The sequence below is a fragment of the Nonomuraea sp. NBC_00507 genome (genome assembly GCF_036013525.1).
Classification (GTDB): Bacteria; Actinomycetota; Actinomycetes; order Streptosporangiales; family Streptosporangiaceae; genus Nonomuraea.
This window is the reverse complement of record NZ_CP107853.1, coordinates 9,758,944-9,778,802: the sequence shown is the minus strand read 5'-3', so window position 1 is coordinate 9,778,802 and position 19,859 is coordinate 9,758,944. Positions and strand designations below refer to the sequence as shown.

At 71.5% G+C, this 19,859-nt stretch carries 16 protein-coding genes; 4 read left to right on the top strand and 12 right to left on the bottom strand.

All coding sequences use genetic code 11. The annotated features are described in order from the left end of the window. Positions 1-28 precede the first annotated feature (28 nt). The 3 genes from OHA25_RS47105 to OHA25_RS47095 all read right to left on the bottom strand — a co-directional run bounded on the left by OHA25_RS47105 (position 29) and on the right by OHA25_RS47095 (position 4,670). Positions 29-1,483, bottom strand: a complete 1,455-nt coding sequence (locus tag OHA25_RS47105) for a BTAD domain-containing putative transcriptional regulator (protein WP_327583355.1) — start codon at positions 1,481-1,483, stop codon at positions 29-31. A 49-nt stretch (positions 1,484-1,532) separates the two neighbouring features. Further along, on the bottom strand, positions 1,533-3,404 hold the full coding sequence (locus OHA25_RS47100) for a sensor histidine kinase (protein ID WP_327583354.1): 1,872 nt from the start codon (positions 3,402-3,404) through the stop codon (positions 1,533-1,535). A 72-nt stretch (positions 3,405-3,476) separates the two neighbouring features. Next, on the bottom strand, positions 3,477-4,670 hold the full coding sequence (locus OHA25_RS47095) for an MDR family MFS transporter (RefSeq protein WP_327583353.1): 1,194 nt from the start codon (positions 4,668-4,670) through the stop codon (positions 3,477-3,479). Positions 4,671-4,729: 59 nt separating this feature from the next. Between OHA25_RS47095 and OHA25_RS47090 the strand changes: the two genes are divergently transcribed. Continuing rightward, on the top strand, positions 4,730-5,692 hold the full coding sequence (locus OHA25_RS47090) for a DUF5937 family protein (protein ID WP_327583352.1): 963 nt from the start codon (positions 4,730-4,732) through the stop codon (positions 5,690-5,692). Positions 5,693-5,756: 64 nt separating this feature from the next. Here OHA25_RS47090 and OHA25_RS47085 read toward each other — a convergent pair whose 3' ends face one another. Next, positions 5,757-6,731, bottom strand: coding sequence for a terpene synthase family protein (locus OHA25_RS47085; protein WP_327583351.1), 975 nt, complete (start codon positions 6,729-6,731; stop codon positions 5,757-5,759). Between the two features lie 8 nt (positions 6,732-6,739). Continuing rightward, a complete protein-coding gene (locus OHA25_RS47080; RefSeq protein WP_327583350.1) occupies positions 6,740-7,285 on the bottom strand; it encodes an EF-hand domain-containing protein in 546 nt (181 codons plus the stop codon). 163 nt (positions 7,286-7,448) lie between these two features. Here OHA25_RS47080 and glnA point away from each other — a divergent pair, with 163 nt between their 5' ends. Continuing rightward, entirely contained in the window at positions 7,449-8,810 is a 1,362-nt protein-coding gene (gene glnA / locus OHA25_RS47075; RefSeq protein WP_327583349.1) for a type I glutamate--ammonia ligase, read from the top strand. A gap of 56 nt (positions 8,811-8,866) precedes the next feature. Here glnA and OHA25_RS47070 read toward each other — a convergent pair whose 3' ends face one another. From OHA25_RS47070 to OHA25_RS47050, 5 genes are all read right to left on the bottom strand, one after another. Further along, a complete protein-coding gene (locus OHA25_RS47070; RefSeq protein WP_327583348.1) occupies positions 8,867-9,310 on the bottom strand; it encodes a GNAT family N-acetyltransferase in 444 nt (147 codons plus the stop codon). 21 nt (positions 9,311-9,331) lie between these two features. Further along, complete coding sequence (locus OHA25_RS47065; RefSeq protein ID WP_327583347.1) at positions 9,332-9,679, bottom strand: YciI family protein; 348 nt, start codon at positions 9,677-9,679, stop codon at positions 9,332-9,334. Positions 9,680-9,794: 115 nt separating this feature from the next. Beyond that, entirely contained in the window at positions 9,795-11,756 is a 1,962-nt protein-coding gene (locus OHA25_RS47060) for a S8 family peptidase (RefSeq protein ID WP_327583346.1), read from the bottom strand. Positions 11,757-11,913: 157 nt separating this feature from the next. Beyond that, on the bottom strand, positions 11,914-12,543 hold the full coding sequence (locus OHA25_RS47055; protein WP_327583345.1) for an AAA family ATPase: 630 nt from the start codon (positions 12,541-12,543) through the stop codon (positions 11,914-11,916). 104 nt (positions 12,544-12,647) lie between these two features. After that, complete coding sequence (locus OHA25_RS47050; RefSeq protein WP_327583344.1) at positions 12,648-13,415, bottom strand: potassium channel family protein; 768 nt, start codon at positions 13,413-13,415, stop codon at positions 12,648-12,650. A gap of 348 nt (positions 13,416-13,763) precedes the next feature. Here OHA25_RS47050 and OHA25_RS47045 point away from each other — a divergent pair, with 348 nt between their 5' ends. Beyond that, complete coding sequence (locus tag OHA25_RS47045) at positions 13,764-14,477, top strand: PaaI family thioesterase (RefSeq protein ID WP_327583343.1); 714 nt, start codon at positions 13,764-13,766, stop codon at positions 14,475-14,477. A gap of 40 nt (positions 14,478-14,517) precedes the next feature. Beyond that, positions 14,518-15,498: a hypothetical protein gene (locus OHA25_RS47040; protein WP_327583342.1), complete on the top strand. Its 981-nt coding sequence runs from the start codon at positions 14,518-14,520 to the stop codon at positions 15,496-15,498. Here the strand turns inward: OHA25_RS47040 and OHA25_RS47035 are convergent. Both OHA25_RS47035 and OHA25_RS47030 read right to left on the bottom strand, forming a co-directional pair. Beyond that, positions 15,432-16,286: an alpha/beta hydrolase gene (locus OHA25_RS47035; RefSeq protein ID WP_327583341.1), complete on the bottom strand. Its 855-nt coding sequence runs from the start codon at positions 16,284-16,286 to the stop codon at positions 15,432-15,434. The genes OHA25_RS47040 and OHA25_RS47035 overlap by 67 nt on opposite strands. A gap of 9 nt (positions 16,287-16,295) precedes the next feature. After that, positions 16,296-19,808, bottom strand: coding sequence for a serine/threonine-protein kinase (locus tag OHA25_RS47030; protein ID WP_327591146.1), 3,513 nt, complete (start codon positions 19,806-19,808; stop codon positions 16,296-16,298). Between the last annotated feature and the right edge of the window lie 51 nt (positions 19,809-19,859).

Sequence of the window (19,859 nt, the reverse complement as noted above, 5' to 3'; positions counted from 1 at the left end):
CCAGCCTAATATGGCGCGATTTTTATCGTCAAAGCGACGAAAAGTGAGCCTTCTCACCTGGCGTGACCAGCCCGGACTCGTACGCGGCCATGACCAGCTGCGCCCGGTCGAACAGCCCGAGGTGTTCGAGCAGTGACTTCACCATCAGCGAGGCCTCTTCCTCCGGCAGCGAGAGGGTCTGGCCGATCTGGCGGTTGGTCAGGCCTCTGGCGACCAGTTTCAGCACGTCGAGCAGGGCGTCGGAGAGCCCGGCCAGCGCCGGCGGCGAGGCCGGGTCGGCCCGCCCGGCGAACGCGGAGATCAGCCGCGTCGTGACCGCCGGGTCGATGAGCGCGTCCCCGCCGGCGGCGGCCCTGATCGCGGCCACGAACTGCTCCGGAGCCGCCGTCTTCAGCAGGAATCCGCTCACTCCCGCCCGCAGGGCCGCGTAAAGGTTCTCGTCGCTGCCGAACGTGGTCATCATGACCACCTTCGGCGGCCGCTCCTCCGCCAGGATCCTGCGCGCGGCGGCCAGACCGTCCAGATGCGGCATCTGGATGTCGAGCAGCACCACGTCGGGCCGGGTCTCGCGGACGGCCGCGATCGCCTCCTCGCCGTTGCCGGCCTCGCCGACCAGCGTCACCCCTGGTTCGGCGGCCATCATGGCCCGGAGCCCCGCCCGTACGAGGGCCTGGTCGTCGGCCACCAGCACCCGCAGCACGTCCCCGGGAACCGCCGCCGGCGCCGGCGCGGGAGCCGGCTCCTCCAGGCGCTGGGCGAGCATGTCGCCCTCCAGGCGCTGGAGCGCGGCCGACAGGTCCAGTCCCAGCTCGTCCCGCCACACCGCGCGCGCCCTGCGCAGCGCGGCCAGCGCGTCGCCCTGGCGGCCCAGCCGGTAGAGCGCCACGGCCAGCAGCCGCCAGGCCTCCTCACGCAGCGGGTACGCCGTCGCGTGCGCCTCCAGGTCCGCCACCAGCGACGTTGCCCGGCCCAGCGCGAGCCCGGCGTCGGCCCGCCGTTCGATGGCGATCAGCCGCAGCTCCTCCAGCCGCCCGGCCTCCGTCGCCGCCCAGCTCAGCTCGCTGAACTCGGCCAGCGCGGGCCCCCGCCACAACCCCAGCGCGGTGTCCATGGCCGCCCACACCTGCGCCGGCGTGCCGTCCGACTTCACCAGGCTCTCGAAGTGCCAGGCGTCCACCTGCTCGGTCCCGGCCCGCAGGGCGTAGCCGGGCGGCGCGGACACCAGCACGCCGGCCTCCTCGCGCGGCGCGCGGTCGGGCTCGAGCGCGCGCCGCAGGCGGGAGACGTAGCCCTGGATCGTGGACAGGGCCTGCGCCGGCGGGCCGCCCGGCCAGAGCTCGTCGATGAGGGTGTTCACGGGAACGGCGCGGCCGCCGGCCACGAGCAGGCGCGCGAGCACCGCGCGCTGCCGCTGGCCGCCGAGGTCGAGAGGGGCGCCGCCGGCCCAGGCCTGGAACGGTCCGAGAGCAGTGAAGATGAGCATGTCACGCGTAACTTTAGAGGGAGAACGGGCTTCGGTATATGGCGAAAGGTCACAGTGGGAGCTCGGCCTGGACGACGGTGCCTCCTCCTTCGGCCTCGCGCACCACGCAGGTGCCCCCGAGCTCGGCGGCCCGCTCCCGCATGGAGCCCAGGCCCACGCCCGGCCGGGCGTCCGGCGGCATCCCCACGCCGTCGTCGGTCACGCTCACCCGCAGCCGGTCGTCGCGGCGCAGGCTGATCGTGATCCGGGTGGCGTGGGCGTGTTTGCGGGCGTTCGTCAGCGCCTCCTGGACGATGCGGTAGGCGGCCACCTCGACCGCCGCCGGCAGGCTCGCCAGGTCGCCCGAGGTCTCGATCGGCGTCTCCGCCAGCTCCTCGACCGCGCCTGCCAGCCCCAGCTCGTCGAGCGCGGGCGGGCGCAGCCCGTACACGAGCTGCTTGATGTCGCCGCTCACGGCGTCCATGCCGGCCCGCAGGTCGGCGAGCAGCCGGTCGGCTTCCTGCGGGGAGGAACGCACGCTCAGGCGGGCGGCGTTGATCGACATCGCCATGCCGGTGAGCGACTGCCCGAGCCCGTCGTGCAGGTCGCGGCGCAGCCGCCGCCGCTCCTCCTCGCGGGCGGTCAGGATGCGCTCGCGGGAGCGCTGCAGCGCCGCCGTGAGGCGTACGGCGTGCGCGGCGTCGGCGATGTACGGCGTCAGCGTCGCGATCACCCGCTCGTCGTGGGCGGCAGGGAACCTGCGCCGGTCGGTCGGCCCGATCAGCAGCAGCCCCACGGGCTCCCCGTGCCACACCAGCGCGATGGTCTTGACGGGGCGCGGGGCGTTGCCCGCGTCGCCCACCGCCCCCGACGTGGTCGTCGTGCCGTCCACCTCCACCGCGACGCCCGTCACCGACAGGCCTTCGCGCAGCACGTCCAGCGTGGCCAGCAGCCCGTGCACCGGGTCGGCGTGCTGGAGCCGGTGCCGCAGCCGCCTGGCCAGCGCGCCCGGCACGCCGGTGCTGCCGTAGAGCAGCCGGTCCACGACGCGCTGCAGCCCGCGCCGCATCGGCTGGAAGAAGGCTCCGGCGAACACCGCCGCCGCGATGCCCGCGATCGGGTCCACCTCCGACAGGAACATGCTGCCCGCCGCGCTCACCGCCACGTAGACGCCCATGGTGACGATCGCCAGGCCGGTGCCCACCAGTGCCCGGCTGATCAACGTGTCGATGCCGAACAGCCGATACCGCAGCACCGCCACCGCGATGGCGGCCGGGATCAGCGGGATCGCCAGCGTCGCCAGCCACCACACCGAGCCGCCCACGATGAACGGGATCAGCAGCCCCGGCAGCGTCACCAGCAGCCACAGCAGCTGTCGCCGCTCGACCGCGTCGCCGCGCTTGAACCGGACGACGAGCGAGGCGAACGCCGCCGCCATGGCGGCCGCCACCATCCAGTGCGCGAACTCCCTGAGCGAGCGCTGGCCGGCCACCACCGCGACCCAGTCGAGCGCCATGCCCGTGACGGCCAGGACGACCACCCAGCGCCACCGCCTGGACAGGAGTTCTCCCGCCGGATAGAGCAGCGGGAGCAGCACGCCCAGGGTGAGCTGGAGAACGTTCCACGTAAGGTTGACGATCATCCAGCCGTGGGCCGGGCCGCCGTACAGGAGCGTGAAGAGGTTGGCCGACAGGATGTTGGCCGCCGCGCTCAGCCCGCCGACGCACAGCAGCCATCCGATGACCAGGCGCGGCCTGCTGTGGACGAGGATCGCCCCGAAGATCGGGAAGGCGGTGCCGGCCATGTCCTCGGGTGCGAACGGCAGCGGCGTATGAGGAGACTGCGGCAACTGCGCCGTCACCCAGATGTCGGTGAGCTCCAGTACGACCGCGAGCGCGGCGATCCCGATCGCCGCACCTCTCGCCAGACCTGCGCGGCGCATGGCACCCGCCCTTCCCACCCCATGGATGGGAGAAAATTATCGGGCAAGTGCCAATACCCGATCAAAATTCTCTCAACGCCGCCGGATCGCGGGCCCGAGCGCCAGCATCCCCGCTGCGGACACCAGCCCGACCCCGCCCATCGTCCACCACAGCGCCTCCATCCCGAGATCCAGGAGCGTCCCGCCGAGCAGCGGCGCCAGCACCATGGCCACCGACCACGCGAACCCGAACAACCCCGCGTACCGCCCACGCAACTCCGCGGGCGCCAGCGCGGCCACGATCGAGCCCGCGATGCCCGCCGTGACGATCTCCCCCGCCGTCCACACCGCGATCGTCGCGGCCAGCCCCAGAGGGCTGGTGACGAACGCGGTCATCGCGAACCCCACCCCCATCACCGCCACGCCCAGCGCGAACGTCCGTGAAGCGTCCCTGCGTCCCAGCCAGCCGGACACCAGCGGCTGGACCACCACGATCAGCACGCCGTTCAGCGCCATGGCCAGCCCGAACTGCGCCGTCGTCAACCCCACCACTTTGGTCATCGCCACCGGCAGCATGCTCATCGTCTGCGCGTAGAGCACCGCGTGACCCAGTGTGACCAGCGTGAACGCCACCATCACCCGGTCGCGCAGCACCACCCCGAATCCGCCGCCCGACTCCCGCGCCGCCGGCCGCGTCTCCGGGACCGCCCGCCACACCAGCACGGCGAAGACCACGCTCGACACCGCGTCGATCCAGAACAGCCAGATGAACCCGAGCCCCGCCAGCCAGCCGCCGGCGGTCATGCCGACCGAGTAGCCGAGGTTGATCCCCCAGAACAGCAGCCCGTACGCCCGGGGCCGCTCCGCGGGCGAGACCAGGTCGGCGACCAGCGCGTTGGACGCGGGCCGGTAGGCGTCGATCACCAGGCCGAGCACGAACATCGAGGCCAGGATCGCCGGCAGCGAGGTGCTGTAGCCGAGCGCCAGCATGGAGGCGGCGGTGGCCAGCATGCCGCCCGACAGCGTGGCCCGCCGCCCGACACGGTCGGTGAGCACGCCGGCGAGCAGCTGGGACAGCAGCGAGCCCGCGCCGAACACGGCCATCACCAGGCCCGCGGCGGTCACCGAAAGGCCGCGGGCCTGGGTCAGGTAGACGCCGGTGAACGGCACGACCATGGTGCCCAGGCGGTTCACCAGCGTGCCGCCCCACAGGGCCCAGAACGGGCGGGGCAGGCCGGCGACCTGGGAACGGAGGAACGACGGCTTCTCGACAGTGGGACTAGACACGCAACAAAGGTTGATATTTCCGGTTTCCCGGCGCGAACGGTTTAGCCCACACTAAAAGGATGTCCATCACCTGGGTCATGACGCCGGAGGACGTGGCGCGCATCCGGTTCGCGTTCTCCCCGATGTGGGAGCTCGTGGCCAGCTTGCGCACCCTCCAGCAGCCCGCCAGGCACTCGATCCACCTGCCGTGGCTCAAGGTCGTCCGTCACCGGCTGGCCGGTCTCGACCTGGCCGAGCTGTTCGCGCTCGTGCCGCCGGCCGGCTACATCGCCGACTTCGTCACCCCGCCGCCCGACACGCCGATGCCGGACTTCGCCGCCGAGCTCGACCGGGTCAGGAACGCGCCGCCCGAGCGGGCCGAGCAGGAGGCGGCGAGAGTGCAGGGAACCGACCGGGCCGTGCTGGAGCGGTTCATGGCCGACCCCGAGGCCGGCGTGGCCAGAGTGGCGAACACGCTTCAGGCGTACTGGGAGTCATGCTTCTCCGAGTACTGGCCGCGCGTGTACGCCCTGCTCGAACGCGACGTCCTGCGCCGCTCGCGGCAGCTGGCCCAGGGCGGCGCCAGCGCGCTGTTCGCCGGGCTCGACCCCACCGTGGTCTGGACGGGGGAGCGGCTGCTCATCGAACGGCACCACTGCGAGGTCAGCGGCCTACACGGCGACGGGCTCGTGCTGCTGCCCAGCGCCTTCTGGGGCCCGGCGGTGGCGATCATGTCGGCGCCGTACCAGTCGATGCTCGTCTACCCCGTGCACGGCGTCGGCACCCTGTGGGCGCAGGGCCCGCCGCCCGCGCCCGGCGCGCTGGCGGCGCTGATCGGCCGCAGCCGGGCGCAGATCCTGCTCGCGCTGGCCGAGCCCAGCACCACCTCCGCGCTCGCCGCCCGCATGTCGCTCACGCCGGGCGCGGTCAGCCAGCACCTCGGCGTGCTCAGCGGCGGCGGGCTCACGGTCGGGATGCGGGTCGGCAAGCAGGTCGTCTACCGCCGCACCCCGACCGGCGACACGCTCGCCGGTCAGGCGTGAGCGGCCGCCGGGCGAGCCGCTCGCCGGTCAGGCGTGAGCGGCCGCCGGGCGAGCCGCTCGCCGGTCAGGCGTAGCGCGTGGACTCCAGCAGCCAGTCCAGGTGCGCGCGGGGCGCCGCCAGGTAGGCGCAGGCCACCTTGCTGACGTCCCGCGCCGCCTTGGGCGCCAGATCGTCCAGCGGCAGCAGCCTGGCCGCCGCCTGCATGTCCTCGCAGCGCCGGACGATCCTGTCCAGCACCCAGCCTGTCGCCTCCCGCTCGCTCAGCCCGAGCTGGCGCATCGCCAGCACGACGAAGTTGTGCACGTCGCCGTGCTCCTTCGGCCGCGAGGCCACGTCGTTGCACCAGGCGGTGACGTCGCTGCAGGCGTTCACCAGTTGCTGCCAGGGCTCGGACTCATGCACCCAGGCCGGCACCTCCACCCGCAGGCACGGCTCGACCAGGTCGTACAGGTACGGCCCCACCGTGCCCCTGCGCAGCGCCGGGTACTCCTCCAGCGTCGGCATCCGGCCCGCCGCTCGGTTGTCGGCCTCGGTACGGCAGGCGTCGTGCTGGCGCTGCAGGCCCACCGCGAACCTGGCCCGCCACCGGTCGCTCATCCGCACGCTCGTCACCCGCCACAGGTCCGCGAACGCCGCCTCCAGCGGGTGGCGCACCGCCCCCTTGAGCATGCCGGTGAAGATCTCCAGCCGGCACTCGCCCTCGTCCAGCTCGTCGTCCAGGTGGAACAGCCACGTCAGCCACTGCGCGAACAACGCCGCCGCCGCCGCGTCGAACTCGGCGAACGCCCGGCCCGCCATCCGGTGGAAGCCGACGCCGGGATCGGCCCGCAGGCCCGTCCTCCTGGCCCAGTCGATGACCGCGGCCTCGATCGCGTACACGGCCGGGTGCATCCGGCACGGCTGGGCCATCCCCGGCACGCGTTCGATGAGCGGCAGCAGCGCGAGGGCCGCGGCGCCGCCCCGGCGCGGCAGCGGCATCATCGAGGTCAGCACGGAACGCAGCGCGGTGCGCACCGTGGCGAACACGGTGGTCGTCATGGTGATGCTCACAGGGGACCGAAAAGCCAGTTGCCGGCGGCATTCGGGTCGTCGCTGCGGTAGTACTCGGAGGCCGCCGCGACCAGCCCGTCCACGGTCAGCGTGCCCCTGCCCGCCCGGTCGAGCCGGTCGAACGCCTCCTCCACGTCGTCGTAGGCGACGCCGAACGCGCACAACATGGTGCGGAACTCGGCGAGGTCGATCTCGCCGTCCCGATCGCCGTCGCACAGCTCCGCCACCGCCACCGTCGCCGGCCTGAACACCGGCTCGTACTGATCGCCGATGACGAACGCGGCCGTCATGGCAGTGCGGAAGTCCGGGCGCGCGATGCCGGAGTCGCCGTCGCGCTCGAGCGCCTTCGCCAGAGCGGACCAGATGCCGTCGAAGCTGTCGACGAGGCTCGCCCCGGTGACCGACGTGGGGGACTCCCCGAAGCCCACCAGGATGCGGGCGCCCAGCCCCAGCAAGTCCTCACGCTCGACGACGCCGTAACCGCTCGCGTCGATGTGGTCGAACGCCCGATCGAGCTTGTGATTGAGCAGGTCGATAGCCACCAATGCCTCCCCCGAGACTGACTGCGTGATCACAGTAAGGGGGGGCGGGGGCTTTGTCAGTGAGGCACGCACCGGCTTGTTCACCGGCACCCCCCGTAACGTGTGCGAAACACGGACACGGCATGCTGGTAGGAGACCTGTACTGTCTTCATGAGGGGATGCCTTGGACCGCCAGCAGGAGTTCGTGCTCCGCACGCTCGAGGAACGCGACATCCGGTTCATCCGGCTCTGGTTCACCGACGTTCTCGGCTTCCTCAAGTCCGTCGCCATCGCACCGGCCGAGCTCGAGGGGGCCTTCGCCGAGGGCATCGGCTTCGACGGCTCCGCCATCGAGGGCTTCGCCCGCGTCTATGAGTCCGACATGCTCGCCAAGCCGGACCCGTCGACGTTCCAGATCCTGCCCTGGCGCAGCGAGACGCCCGGGGCCGCGCGCATTTTCTGCGACATCCTGATGCCGGACGGCTCGCCGTCGCACGCCGACCCGCGCTGGGTGCTCAAGCGCACCCTCGCCAAGTGCGCCGACATGGGCTTCACGTTCTACACCCACCCGGAGATCGAGTTCTTCCTGCTGAAGAACCGGCCCGAGGCCGGCGAGCGGCCCGAGCCCATCGACTCCGGCGGCTACTTCGACCACACGCCGCACAGCTCCGGGCACGACTTCCGGCGCCAGGCGATCATGATGCTCGAGTCCATGGGCATCTCCGTCGAGTTCAGCCACCACGAGGGCGCGCCCGGCCAGCAGGAGATCGACCTGCGCTACGCCGACGCGCTCACCACGGCCGACAACATCATGACCTTCCGGCTGGTCATGAAGGAGGTCGCGCTCGAGCAGGGCATCTGGGCCTCGTTCATGCCCAAGCCGTTCACCGAGCACCCCGGCTCCGGTATGCACACGCACATGTCGCTGTTCGAGGGCGACAGAAACGCCTTCTACGAGGCCGGTTCCGACTACCGGCTGTCCAAGATCGGGCGCTCGTTCATCGCCGGGCTGCTCAAGCACGCCGCCGAGATCACCGCCATCACCAACCAGTGGGTCAACTCCTACAAGCGGCTGTGGGGCGGCGCCGAGGCCATCGCGGGCCAGGGCGGCGAGGCGCCCTCCTACGTGTGCTGGGGCCACAACAACCGCTCGGCCCTGGTGCGGGTGCCGATGTACAAGCCGCACAAGGGCGGCTCGACGCGCATCGAGTTCCGCTCGCTCGACTCGGCCTGCAACCCCTACCTGGCGTTCGCGCTGATCCTCGCGGCCGGGCTGAAGGGCATCGAGGAGGGCTACGAGCTGCCGCCCGCGGCCGAGGACAACGTCTGGACGCTGACCAGCGCCGAGCGGCGGGCCCTCGGCATCCAGCCGCTGCCCGGCTCGCTCAACGACGCGATCGAGGTCATGGAGCGCAGCGAGCTGGTGGCCGAGACGCTGGGTGAGCACGTCTTCGACTTCTTCCTGCGTAACAAGCGGTCGGAGTGGCGCGAATACCGCCGCCACGTCACGGAGTTCGAGCTCGGCCGCTACCTGCCGGTCCTCTGACCCGCGTGCGCTGACGGCCGCCCGGCGCTCATGGCCACGTGCGCCGGGCCGCTCGGTCAGCGGCGGTGGGACATGATGATCAGGTCCTCCGCCGTCACCGCCCCGGTGACGGCGAAGCCCTCTGACTCGTAGAGCGCCTGGGCGCGCCGGTTGGCCGCCCGGACGTCCAGCCAGACGCGCCCGGCGCCGTGGTGTTCGTAGGCGCGGGCGAGCGCCGCCCTGAGCAGCGCCCGCCCCTGACCGGGCCCGCGCCGGCCCGGATCGACCACCATCCTGCGCAGCTCGATGACACCGTCCCCGCCGTTCAGCCCGGCCAGCACCGCGAACCCCGTCACCGCGCCGTCGTGCTCGGCGACGACGTGATCCTGATCCGGGTCGGCCAGCGAATGCTCGTGCCAGGCCAGACCCGTCTCGCCCAGCCACGCCGCCGTGTCGCGGTCACCTTCCCAGGCGGTGAGCAGCGGCAGGTCATCGGCCGTGGCGGGACGGATCATCGACATGCGGGCAGGATAGCCAGCCGATCACTCGCCTTGGAACTCGCGTACCTCGACCGGCAGCAGCGCCACCGCCTCCGCCATCTTGCGGCCCCACTCGAGCGCCGTCTCCATGTCGGATGCCTGGATGATCGTGAACCCGCCGATGTGCTCCTTACCCTCGGTGTACGGCCCGTCGGTGGTGAAGGCCTCGCCGGCCCGCATCCGTATCACGCGCGCCTGGTCGGCGGGCTGCAGCCCGCCGGAGAAGACCCACGCGCCGGCGTCCTTCATCTCCTTGTCGAGGGCGTTGAGGTCCTGCATGATCGGGTCCAGGATCTCGGGTGCCGGCGGCGGCCCGTCGCCCTGGTAAATGGTGAGGACGTATTGCTTCATGAGGTGCTCCTTTCCGTCAGTACTCACCCCTTACACGAACGACGTCCGCCCGGATCGACACCCGGGAACGAAAAAGCGGGCCACGTCATCGACGTGACCCGCTTTTCAGAAACTTCTACTTGTTGACGTGCTTGTACAGGTATACGGCTGCCTTCTTCATCGCGGCCGTGCTCTTGCCCGTACGGTGCCGCTCCGCGGCCGCGACGGCCTTGGAGAGGGTCGTCTTGCCGTGGACCTTGGCCGAGCCGTTGTACACGCCGTGCGCGTAGTTCAGCCAGGCGGCCAGCAGCTCACGGTCGAGCAGCGCCTTGGCGGCCTTGCTCTTGGTGCCGAGCACCTTGTACGCCTTGGCCAGGGTGGTCGCGTCGGTCAGCTCGGGGAAGATCTTGCTGCTGTTCTGGGCCAGCGTCAGATAGCACACGAGCGTCTTGTCGCTCAGCGACCCCTTGTTCTTCAGCATCTCCTTGGCCCAGGTCTTGGCGCTCAGCGGCTTGGTGCCCTTGCCCCGCGTGCAGTTGTCGGGGACCGGAACCAGGTCGATGTTTCCGCCCGGGTCTCCGGGACCGCCCGTGTGGGTGTGCGTCGGAGTCGGGCTCGGCGTCGGCGACTTCGTGGCCGTGGGCGTTGTCGTCGGGGTGGCCGTAGGCGTCGCGGTCGGGGAGGCCGTGGCGGTCGGGGAGGTGGTGGGCGTCGCCGTCGGGCTCTGGGTCGCCTTGGGCGGCAGCGCGTCCGTCAGGTTGATCCGCTTAGTGGTCACCTGACTGTTGCCGCTCTCGTAGGTAATGCTCCTGCCGGTGGTCTGCAGCTTCGCGGCGAGTTCTCCGGCGGACAGGTTCGGGTACGCCTGCCGCATGAGCGCCAGCGCACCGGCCACGTGCGGGGCCGCCATCGAGGTGCCACCGGCCGAGCCGTAGGTGTTGCTCGGCACGGAGGAAATGATGTTCACGCCGGGAGCGAACAGGTCGAGCAGCGGGCCGCGGTTGCCGAAACCGGCCGGGGCGTCGTTGTCATCGGTGGCACCGACCGTGAGTGCCTTGGACAGGCAGGCCGGGCTGGCGACGCCGTCCTCGTGATATTCGTTACCCGAGGCGATGACCGTGGTCACACCAGCCCCTAGCAGCGAGGCGACCTCGGGCGCGAGCGTGCCGTAGGCCGGGTCGTTGTCGCAGTGCGCGGTGTGCTTCGGCCCGCCGCCGAGGCTCATGTTGACCGCCACGACCTTGTGCTGGGCGCGCACGCTTTCTACGTACTGCAGTGCGGCTTTCTGGAGAGAGTCGAAGCTCGCGAAACACGGCGCGCTGGTGTCCAGCTCCTCCTGGCAGACGGGTCCGTCGAACCTGACGAACACCTGGATGGGCAGAATACCCGCCTCCGGGGCGACGCCGTTTGCTGGAGCGCTGCCCGTCTTCTTGCCCGCCGCGATGCCTGCGACGTGCGTGCCATGGGCGCACTCGTTCTGCCCCGACGCCATGCATTGCGGGATCTCGGCGTTGGCAGCGCCTGCGCCCACCTGGAGCGGCAGGCCGTTGGGGCACAGCGAGCGGGCCTTGTAGTAGGTGTCGGTGGTACTGGCGGAGAAACAGGCCTCGTCAACGATCCGGCCCGTGAAGAACGGGTGGTCGCGGTCGATGCCCGTGTCCAGGATCGCGATGGTGGAGCCCGCGCCGGTCCAGCCGGCCTCGTTGGCCTTGTCCGAGCCGATCAGCGCGGTGCTCTGTGCGAGCGTCGGCTTGCTCAGCCGGTCCTCGTAGATGGCCGCGATCCGGTCATCCGTCTTGATCGTGTTGAGCGTGCTGGCGTCCAGAGTGGCGACTAGGAACTCGTCGGACATCGTCTTGTCGACGACCCTGGTCTCGCTGGACGCGGCCTCCGTCTTCTCGGCCACCTTCGCGACGCTCTCGCCCTTCTTCAGCTCGATGATCGCGCGTACCTTCTCGCCCGATTTCACATCGGCCGTGACGCTCTTGGCGACCTCGGGGTCGCCGGCGCTCGCCTGGGCGGGCGCGGCGACGGCCAGCAAGGCCGTCGTTGTCATGACGAGCGCAGATGCGCTCGCCAGCAGAGACCGCAGTCTCACAGGACCTCCGGGGGGTTGAGGGGACCCACCCATCAGCGGACATGCGAGCAGAGCTCAGCGACGCCCGCGCTTCCCCGTGGCTGATGTTGGAACGCTTCCCCGCTTATGTCTGAGCGGTAAGCGTATGGAGTGACCGGAGGAAAGGGTGGGAATGAGGTTATTCCGTTATGTGGAAATCTTGGTGTGTTGAATTGCCGGTCGGGCCGTCGAAGACGATGGACCCCAGGAGGGCGGCCTCGGCGCGGTCGAGGATGCGGGCGCCGGCCGCCGGGGCCGGGTCGCCGTTCTTGACCCGCGCCACCAGGTCCCCCCACCTGCGCTGGTGGCGGGCGAACGTGCGGGGCGCGACCACCCTGCCCCTGGCTCGCTGCCCGGCCAGCGCCGCCTCCGCCGGGGCGTCCAGCAGGAGCAGGTGGAAGGCGGCGCCGTGGCGGCGGGCCAGCCAGGCGAAGCCGCGCAGCACGTACGGGCCGCAGCCCCGGTTGTGGGCGATGACCGACTGCCCGCCGGCGAGCGCGCGGCGGATGCGGGTCAAGTGGGTGACGAAGACGACGGCGCGGCGCAGGGGATAGGGGGCCCAGGTCATGCGGCCGTCCCAGTGGCGCCGGGACTGCGAGGAGTCGATCACCATGACCGTGTCCTTCGCGACCGGCGCGCTCTCCGCGCCGTGCAACCCGTACAGGCGTTGCAGCAGGGTGGTCTTGCCCGCGCCGGGGAGCCCGGTCAGGATGACCAGGGACCCGGACGGGTAGCGCACCATCGCGCCCTGCACAGGTTCACTTCGCACGGATCCGTGTCCCCTTCTCTCCGATCACGCCGGGCAACTTCTCTCCGATCACGCCGGCAACGACCAGCCTCGCCGAGGCAGCAGGCTGGCGCGCACCTTAGAGGTTATGAATTCAACCGGGCGGTGAGCGTGGCCAGTTCGTCGCGCAGCGCGCCGTGGGTGTGGGCGAGCTCGGCCAGCGCCTTGCGGGTCTCGCCCAGTTCGGCGGCGATCTGGGCGAGCTCGGCCTCGGTACGGCGCTCCAGCGCCGCCGTGCGCTCGAACCGCTCGACGAACCAGGAGGCGATGGCGGCGGTGACGACGCCGGCCAAGGCGATGCCGGCGATCATCAGGCCGGAGGCCACCAGGCGGCCCTCGGCGGTGACCGGGAAGCGGTCGCCGTACCCGACGGTGGTCATCGTGGTGAGCGACCACCACAGCGCGTCGCCGATGGTCTTGATGTTGCTGTCGGGGATGTCACGTTCCACGTCGAGCACGGCGATGCTGCCGACCATGCACAGGAACAGCGCCGTGCCCGTGACGTACACGACGGCGCGCAGGCGTAGCGGGAGCCGTACACGTTCGGCGATGACCTGGAGCAGCAGCAGTGCCCGCAGCAGCCACAGCGGCCGCAGGAGGGGGAGGAGGACGACCAGGAGCGAGGGGATGTTCCTGAGGAGGAAACGCAGCCGGCGGGGCGCGAGCGCGAAGCGGATCAGATAGTCGGTGGTGAACAGGGCCCAGGTGGCGACCTGGACGTACCAGAAGGCCTTGTGCGCGGCGGGAGACAGGTCGGGGACGAGGACGGGGATCGCCCAGCTCAAGAGGAACCCCGTGCCGATGGCGAGGAGCGCCACGCTGGTGCGTCGCTCCCAGGAGGTCAGCCGGTCCATGCGGACAGTCTGCACCGGTCAGCCCGTATTGGGGGGATTGGTCGCGACACGAGGGATTTCCGGGCTAAAGTACGGGCAACGCCTTGATCGGCCTCACATCGGGATCGCTCCCGGAGTGAGGCCGATTTTCGTTGCTTCTGACCCCTGAGTCACGCTTGTGCCACGTGCGGTGCCTAACCTCATGGTGAGGGTGGGGAAGTTTCGGACCCGGTCGAGGCGTTATGGGAGGGGTACGGAGCACCCGGCACCCCCGCCCTCTGGGCAAACGGGTGGTCCAGGTAAAATTGGCCCTCTCTTTATGGTATTTCCGGACTTTGCGCCTCATGTGGCGATATTGGAGGATGTGGCATGACGACGGCTGCCCTGCAGACCGTATTGACCGTTCCCCAGCGTTTCCGCGGGCCCGAGGGAGTCGCCAACGGCGGCTGGATCGCGGGCACTATGGCGGAGGCGCTCAACGGTGGTCGATCAGCCGTCGAGGTCACGCTCCATGCCCCCACACCGCTGGAGACCGAGCTGCGGCTGGAGCACGTGGCCAACTCCGTGTCCCTCACGCACGACGACAAGCTGCTCGTCGAGGCCATCCCCGTGGCCGAGGATCTGGAGGGGCCCGGGTTCGTGGCGTTCAACGACGCCGCCCGCGCCGAGGCCGGGTTCGTGGGGCTGAAGGCGCACCCGTTCGCCGAGTGCTTCGCGTGCGGGCTGCGCGAGCCGGGTGACGGCCTGCGCATCTTCCCCGGCCCGGTCGAGGGCACGGACCTGGTGGCCGCCGGCTGGCGGGTGCCGTTCACGGTGTCGGGCGAGGACGGGGTGCCCGCCTCGATCATCGGCGCCGTGCTCGACTGCATCACCGGCTGGGCGCACTTCGGCCCCGGCGAGACCGCCCTGCTCGGCAGGCTGGCCCTGCAGATCCACCGGCCCGTGCAGCCCGGCGGCCGCTACTCGGTGGTGGCCCGCCCGACCGGCCGCGACGGCCGCAAGATGTACGGCCAGAGCGCCATCTACGAGATGGACGGCACGCTGGTGGCGGCCGCCCGCGCCACGTGGATCGCTCCACGCTGACCTTACGCCGGCCATACGGGCGGTGGCCGATCATGCCGCGATGGCGGGAAATCCGTTACTCAGGCTGACTCCGGTCTTCGGGGCCGCCGCCGTCGCCATCTACCTGATCGGCTACGAGCAAACGGCGACCTTCGCGAGCACGGACATCCGACGCCCGCTCGAGGACGTGCTCGCGGCCCAGCGCGTCGTCACGGACGTGGTGATGGAGCCGACCGCGTTCGCCTGCGTGTTCTTCACCCTGGCCGCGCTCTCCTTCTGGCACCTGGCCAGGGCGCGGCCGACCTCCCGCGTCCTGCTGGCGGCGGGCCTGCTGACGCCGCCTTACCTGCTCGGCCTGTACGTCGTGGGCAAGGCCAATCCGGCGAACTACCTGCTGCGGCTCGGGCGGGAGGCGGCCGACGAAGGTCATTCCGTCGCGCCCGAGGTGATCGGTCTCGGCTGGAGCCCTCCCGCGCTCGCCGTGGTCCTGGCCGCGGCGGCGATCGCGCAGGTCTGGGGCGTGCTGCGGCTGGCCCGTGGCTTGGAGGCCGCGCCGTCGCCACGGGCGGCCCGCCTGATGTTCCTGCAGCCTGCCTGGTGCGCCGCTTATCTGGCGGCGTGCGCGTGCGGCATCTGGGTCTCCTCGGTCACGCCGCCTCCCGTCACGCCGGAAGAGGCGGCTTGGGGCGGCGTGCCGGAGGGCGTGGTGCGGGACGCGTGGCGCATGCTCGAGTCCGCCGGGATCGCTCTGGCGGTCGCGAGCGCGGCAACCGTCGCCATGGGCATCGCGGCGCGGCGCGGCAGTGCGCGGGTGCGGGTGCTGGCGGGCATGGTGACCCCTCTCTACGTGCTCGGCCTGGTGATCCTCATGGCGGTGGGTCCGTTGGGGCCGCTCTGGCCGGCTCCGGCGGCGGAGATCCGCCCGTTCTGGCACATCCCCGTGCTGACCACACTGGTAGGCGGCGCGATGATCTCCTACCTGTCGGCGGTGAGCCGCTCCACGACGGTCCTCACGCAGCGGTCGTCGAACATGATCGTGTAGTGGTTGCAGTCGGGGACCATCTCGTCCCGCAGCCCGGGCAGCCGCGCCGTCCACGGGGCGGTCAGGTCGTCGGGGAGCAGGCCGACGTCCTGGTTGAGCAGCCCGCGCGGCGCCCTGAGCAGCAGCAGCGGCGACGTGATCGCCTCCAGCGCCGCCCCCGCCCGGTCTTGCTCGGTGTTGAGCCATCGCCCGTCCTGCAGCACCGCCTCGCCCACGACGCGCGACCGCAGCGCGCCCTCGGGCCCGGTCAGGTCGTAGCGGACATACGCCTCGACGTCGTCGTTCCAGTGCCCGATGAAGGCCGGATGGCTCTTGAAGAAGTCGACGTACGCCTGCGCCGACGGGTACGTCTGCCGCAACCGCGCCAGCGCGGGCCCCAGCGTGGCCTGCAGCGCCGCGTCCGGGTCCACGCCCTCGGGCAGTCGCGGGAACGGGATCCCGCCGTCCACCAGCACCACCCTGGCCCAGTCCCGCTGGGCGGCGGCCAGCGCGGCGACGTACGCGCCCATGGAGTGGCCGGTCAGCACCGCGTCCGGCCCGGCCCCTACGTGGCCGGCGACCCGCAGCACGTCCTCGGCGTGCCTGGGCAGCCCGTACGGACCGGGTAGCGAGGCGCTGTGCCCGCGCCCGCGCAGGTCCATCGCGACCAGCGACCACCCTTCGGGCAGCCGCCGCGCCACCGCGCCCCACGCCATCAGCGAGGCGGTGATCCCGTGCACCGCGATGATCATCCGCGGCCCGTTCCCGAACGTGGCGATCCGCAGCCCGCCGACCTCTTCGACCCTCATATCCGGATCTTAAGGACAAACCTTCAGGTAGGGCACACCGGTCACGTACCGCTTCCACTCGGCGCCGCTCAACGGCACACCCGCGCGGGCGCACACCGCGGCGGCCACGTGGCCGGGGCCGACGAGCTGTTCGCGCACCATTCCCGAGCCGTCGAGCTCCACCACCTTGGACCCGTCCGCAGAGAACGCCAGTGCCATCGGCCCCTCCACCGCCCCGTCGCGCAGCACTCCCAGGTCCGCCCCCGCCGCCAGGTCGAACAGCTGGACCCGCCCGTCCTGGGTGGTCACCGCCGCCACGTCCTCGTGCGGCGACCTGGCCGCGACGGCGCCGCGGCCGCCGAGCCGGCCCCGGATCGGCTCCCCGGACTGGCGGTGCGTGGCCACGTCGTACACCGTCACCCGGCCGCGCGAGTCCACCGCCGCCACCTTGCCGCCGTCCCTGGTGAACATCACGCCGATGATCGTGGTCCCCTGTCCGGTACCGCCGAAGGCCCCGCCGTGGCGCGTGCCCGACGCGGCGTCGAAGAGCTGTTGCGCGTCCGACGCCGCCGCCAGGGTCGTGCCGTCGGGGGAGAACGCCATATCCCGGATCTCGTCCACGTGGGCCGACCACAGCGGGCGGCGGGCCCGCCAGTCCCACACCCGCAGCGTGTATGAGGTCTCTTCGTCCAGGTCGGCGGCCTCCAGTACACCCGCCAGCCGCGTCCCGTCGGGGCTGAACGCCAGCAGGGTCGTGTTGGAGAAGTCGCCGATCGGCCAGCGGGCCAGCTCCCGCCGCGTGCTCGTGTCCAGCAACGTGATCGTGCTGCTGCCCCCTACGGCCGCCAGCCGCCCGTCCGGGCTGAGTGCCAGCGCGCCGGCCCCATCGGCGTCCGGCCTGCGCTGCACGGGCTTTCCTGAAGGCTTGCCTGGTGTGGTCAGGTGGATCGCGGAGAAGTCCCCCGTGGCCAGCACGCGCCCGGGGACGAGCGCGGCCAGCGTCCACCCGATGCCCCCCGGCTCCGGACGCTCCCCGGTCAGGTCGGCGAGGTCCACGGTGACGACACGGTCCTCGTTCAGGTACCGCAACGTGTGCCCGTCGAAGGCGGCCTGGGGGACCGGCTGAGCGTCGTCGTCCGCTCCGCCGGGCAATGACAGCGCCGTGAGGAACGTGCTGTGGCGCCGCCACACCTGGATCCCGGTACGTGTCACCGACGCCAGCAGCAGCCCGTCCCGGCTGAAGGTGAGCTCGCCCTCGTTCCAGCTCGTCCCGTCCAAGCCGATCTGCCAGGAGGCGCCGTCCTTCAACGAGGTCTCCTGAAGCCCGCGGCGCACCCTCTCCAGCAGCGATCGGCCGTCCGGGGTCAGCGCGAGCGGGAGCCCGCACGCGTCGCATCGCTCCGCGGCCGGCCGCGTGGACTTCCGGGCCAGGTCGGGCAGGCGCAGCAGGTCGATCCGCCCAGGCGTGTCCATGGCATAGATCGCCTCTCCCGAGGGCGTCATGGCGCCCAGCGCCGCCTTGGTCCTCACCCGGGTGCCGCGTTCCAGATCCCACACGTGGTTGTCATCGCCGTCCCACGCCAGCACGTACCGGTCCACGGTCCCGTACGCGAAGAACATAGGCGTGGACTTCTTGCCGTATGCCCACGAGCGCGTCACCTTGCCCGTCCGCAGATCCCAGACGTCGGCCCGCGCGGCGGTCGCCACCACCACGTAGCGTTTGCTGGGCGACAGCGCTGCACTGACCAGGGGTTCACCTGCGATGCCCAGCCTGGCGATCCCGCCCGTCCGCCGGCCGGTGGGCACGTCCCACAACCGGATCGCGTCCTCGCCGACGCTGGCCAGCGTCCTGCCGTCCAGGCTCAGCATCCGCAGCGTCTCAGCGGCCGTGGCCGGATCCCTGAACGCCGCCACCTCCCGCTGCGCCAGCGAGGCCGTCAGCGCCGCGCGCGTCTGCGGCGTGCGGTGCAGCCGCCACGACGCCACGCTGAGCTGCATCGCCATCCGCGGATCGCTGTGCCGCAGCGTGCCCGCCAGCTGCGCCAGCCTGGCCGCCTCCGCCTGGTCGCGCTGGGCGGCGATGTGCGCGGCCCGCTCGTCGGCCAGTCCGCCCTGGTACACGGCCAGCCCAGCGGCGACCAGAGCGATCACCAGCAGGCCGCCGAGCGAGAGCGTCACGAGCCGGTCCCGCCTGGCCCTGCGCGCCCGCATCCGTGCGCCCGCCGCCAGAAAGTCCCGTTCGAACGGCGACAACGTGATGTTCCTGCGGGCCGTGGCCGCCCACTGCAGCGCGTTCTCCAGGCTGTGGCCATGGAACAGGTCGCCGTCCCTGCGCCCGGCGCGCTCCCAGCGCCGCGCCGCCGCCAGGATCTCCCGGTGCACGGACAGCCCGTCCCGGTTGGCGTCCACCCAGCGGCGGTAGCGCGGCCAGGCGTGCGGCAGCGCCGGCCGGGTCAGCCAGACCTGTTCGCCGTCCCTGCCCAGCAGGTACGCGAACACCTCCAGGATCCGCGTCACCGACGACACCTCGGGCAGCGGCCGGCCGTCCACCAGCTCGGCCAGCGCCGCGCGCCGCGCCGACAGCTCGCCCCGCTCGCCCACCGTGACGAGCCTGAGGAACACTTCCGGCGCGAGCTCCCGCTCCTCCTGGCCGAGGTGCGCGTACGCCTCCTCGGCCAGCGTCCCGAGCGCCGGGTCCGCCGCGGCCGCCGTCACACCGGCCGCCTCCCTGCCGCCTTCGGCGAGGAGATGCGCGGTGTCCGTCCCGGCATGCCCGCTGACCAGGGACAGCAGCAGCTCCCGCGCCGTCGGCCGGTGCAGCGGCTCCTTGCTGAGCGTGGCGGCCACGAGTGGGCGCAACGCCTCCGGCAGCACGCTCAGGTCGGGGACGGCCGACAACACCCGGTGCATGACCCCGCCCAGGCTCTCAGCCTCGAACGGATCCTTTCCTGTCGCCGCGTACAGCATGATCGCGCCCCACGCGAACACGTCCGCCGGCTTGCCGGCCCGCTGCCCGGTGAACACCTCCGGCGCCATGTACGTCGGCGTCCCCGTCACCAGCCCGGTGCTGGTGAGCGACATCTCGGCCGTCCTGGCGACACCGAAGTCGATCACTCGCGGGCCGTCCGAGCCGAGCAGCACGTTGTCCGGCTTGAGGTCACGGTGGATCACGTCCGCGTCGTGGATCGCGGTCAGCGCGGTGGCCACCGCCGTCCCCAGCCGGTGCAGGTCGCCGCCGGTGAACCGTCGTCCCTCCGCGACCGCCCTGCGCAGGCTGGGGCCCTCGACGTACTCACTGACGATGTACGGTCTGGCCTCCTCCAGCCGCGCCTCGATCACCCTGGCCGTGCAGAACGCGGCCACCCGCTGTGCTGCGGTCACTTCCCTGGCCAGCTGCGCGGCCTGGCCGCGGTGCAGCACCTTGATCGCCACCCGCCGGCCGTCCTCGGCGTACGCCTCGTAGACGACCCCCTGGCCGCCCGCTCCGAGCCGTCCGGCCAGCCAGTAGTCCCCGAACCGCTGGGGATCGTCCTCGGTCAACATCTCCACGGCGTGTTGGATGATACGTTTGGGACGAAAGTTCCGGATAAATTA

Coding starts and splice junctions, on each gene's coding strand:
- OHA25_RS47105 (WP_327583355.1), bottom strand. CDS start 1,483: ATGCTCATCTTCACTGCTCTCGGACCGTTCCAGGCCTGGGCCGGCGGC.
- OHA25_RS47100 (WP_327583354.1), bottom strand. CDS start 3,404: ATGCGCCGCGCAGGTCTGGCGAGAGGTGCGGCGATCGGGATCGCCGCG.
- OHA25_RS47090 (WP_327583352.1), top strand. CDS start 4,730: ATGTCCATCACCTGGGTCATGACGCCGGAGGACGTGGCGCGCATCCGG.
- OHA25_RS47085 (WP_327583351.1), bottom strand. CDS start 6,731: ATGACGACCACCGTGTTCGCCACGGTGCGCACCGCGCTGCGTTCCGTG.
- OHA25_RS47070 (WP_327583348.1), bottom strand. CDS start 9,310: ATGTCGATGATCCGTCCCGCCACGGCCGATGACCTGCCGCTGCTCACC.
- OHA25_RS47065 (WP_327583347.1), bottom strand. CDS start 9,679: ATGAAGCAATACGTCCTCACCATTTACCAGGGCGACGGGCCGCCGCCG.
- OHA25_RS47050 (WP_327583344.1), bottom strand. CDS start 13,415: ATGGACCGGCTGACCTCCTGGGAGCGACGCACCAGCGTGGCGCTCCTC.
- OHA25_RS47045 (WP_327583343.1), top strand. CDS start 13,764: ATGACGACGGCTGCCCTGCAGACCGTATTGACCGTTCCCCAGCGTTTC.
- OHA25_RS47040 (WP_327583342.1), top strand. CDS start 14,518: ATGGCGGGAAATCCGTTACTCAGGCTGACTCCGGTCTTCGGGGCCGCC.
- OHA25_RS47035 (WP_327583341.1), bottom strand. CDS start 16,286: ATGAGGGTCGAAGAGGTCGGCGGGCTGCGGATCGCCACGTTCGGGAAC.
- OHA25_RS47030 (WP_327591146.1), bottom strand. CDS start 19,808: ATGTTGACCGAGGACGATCCCCAGCGGTTCGGGGACTACTGGCTGGCC.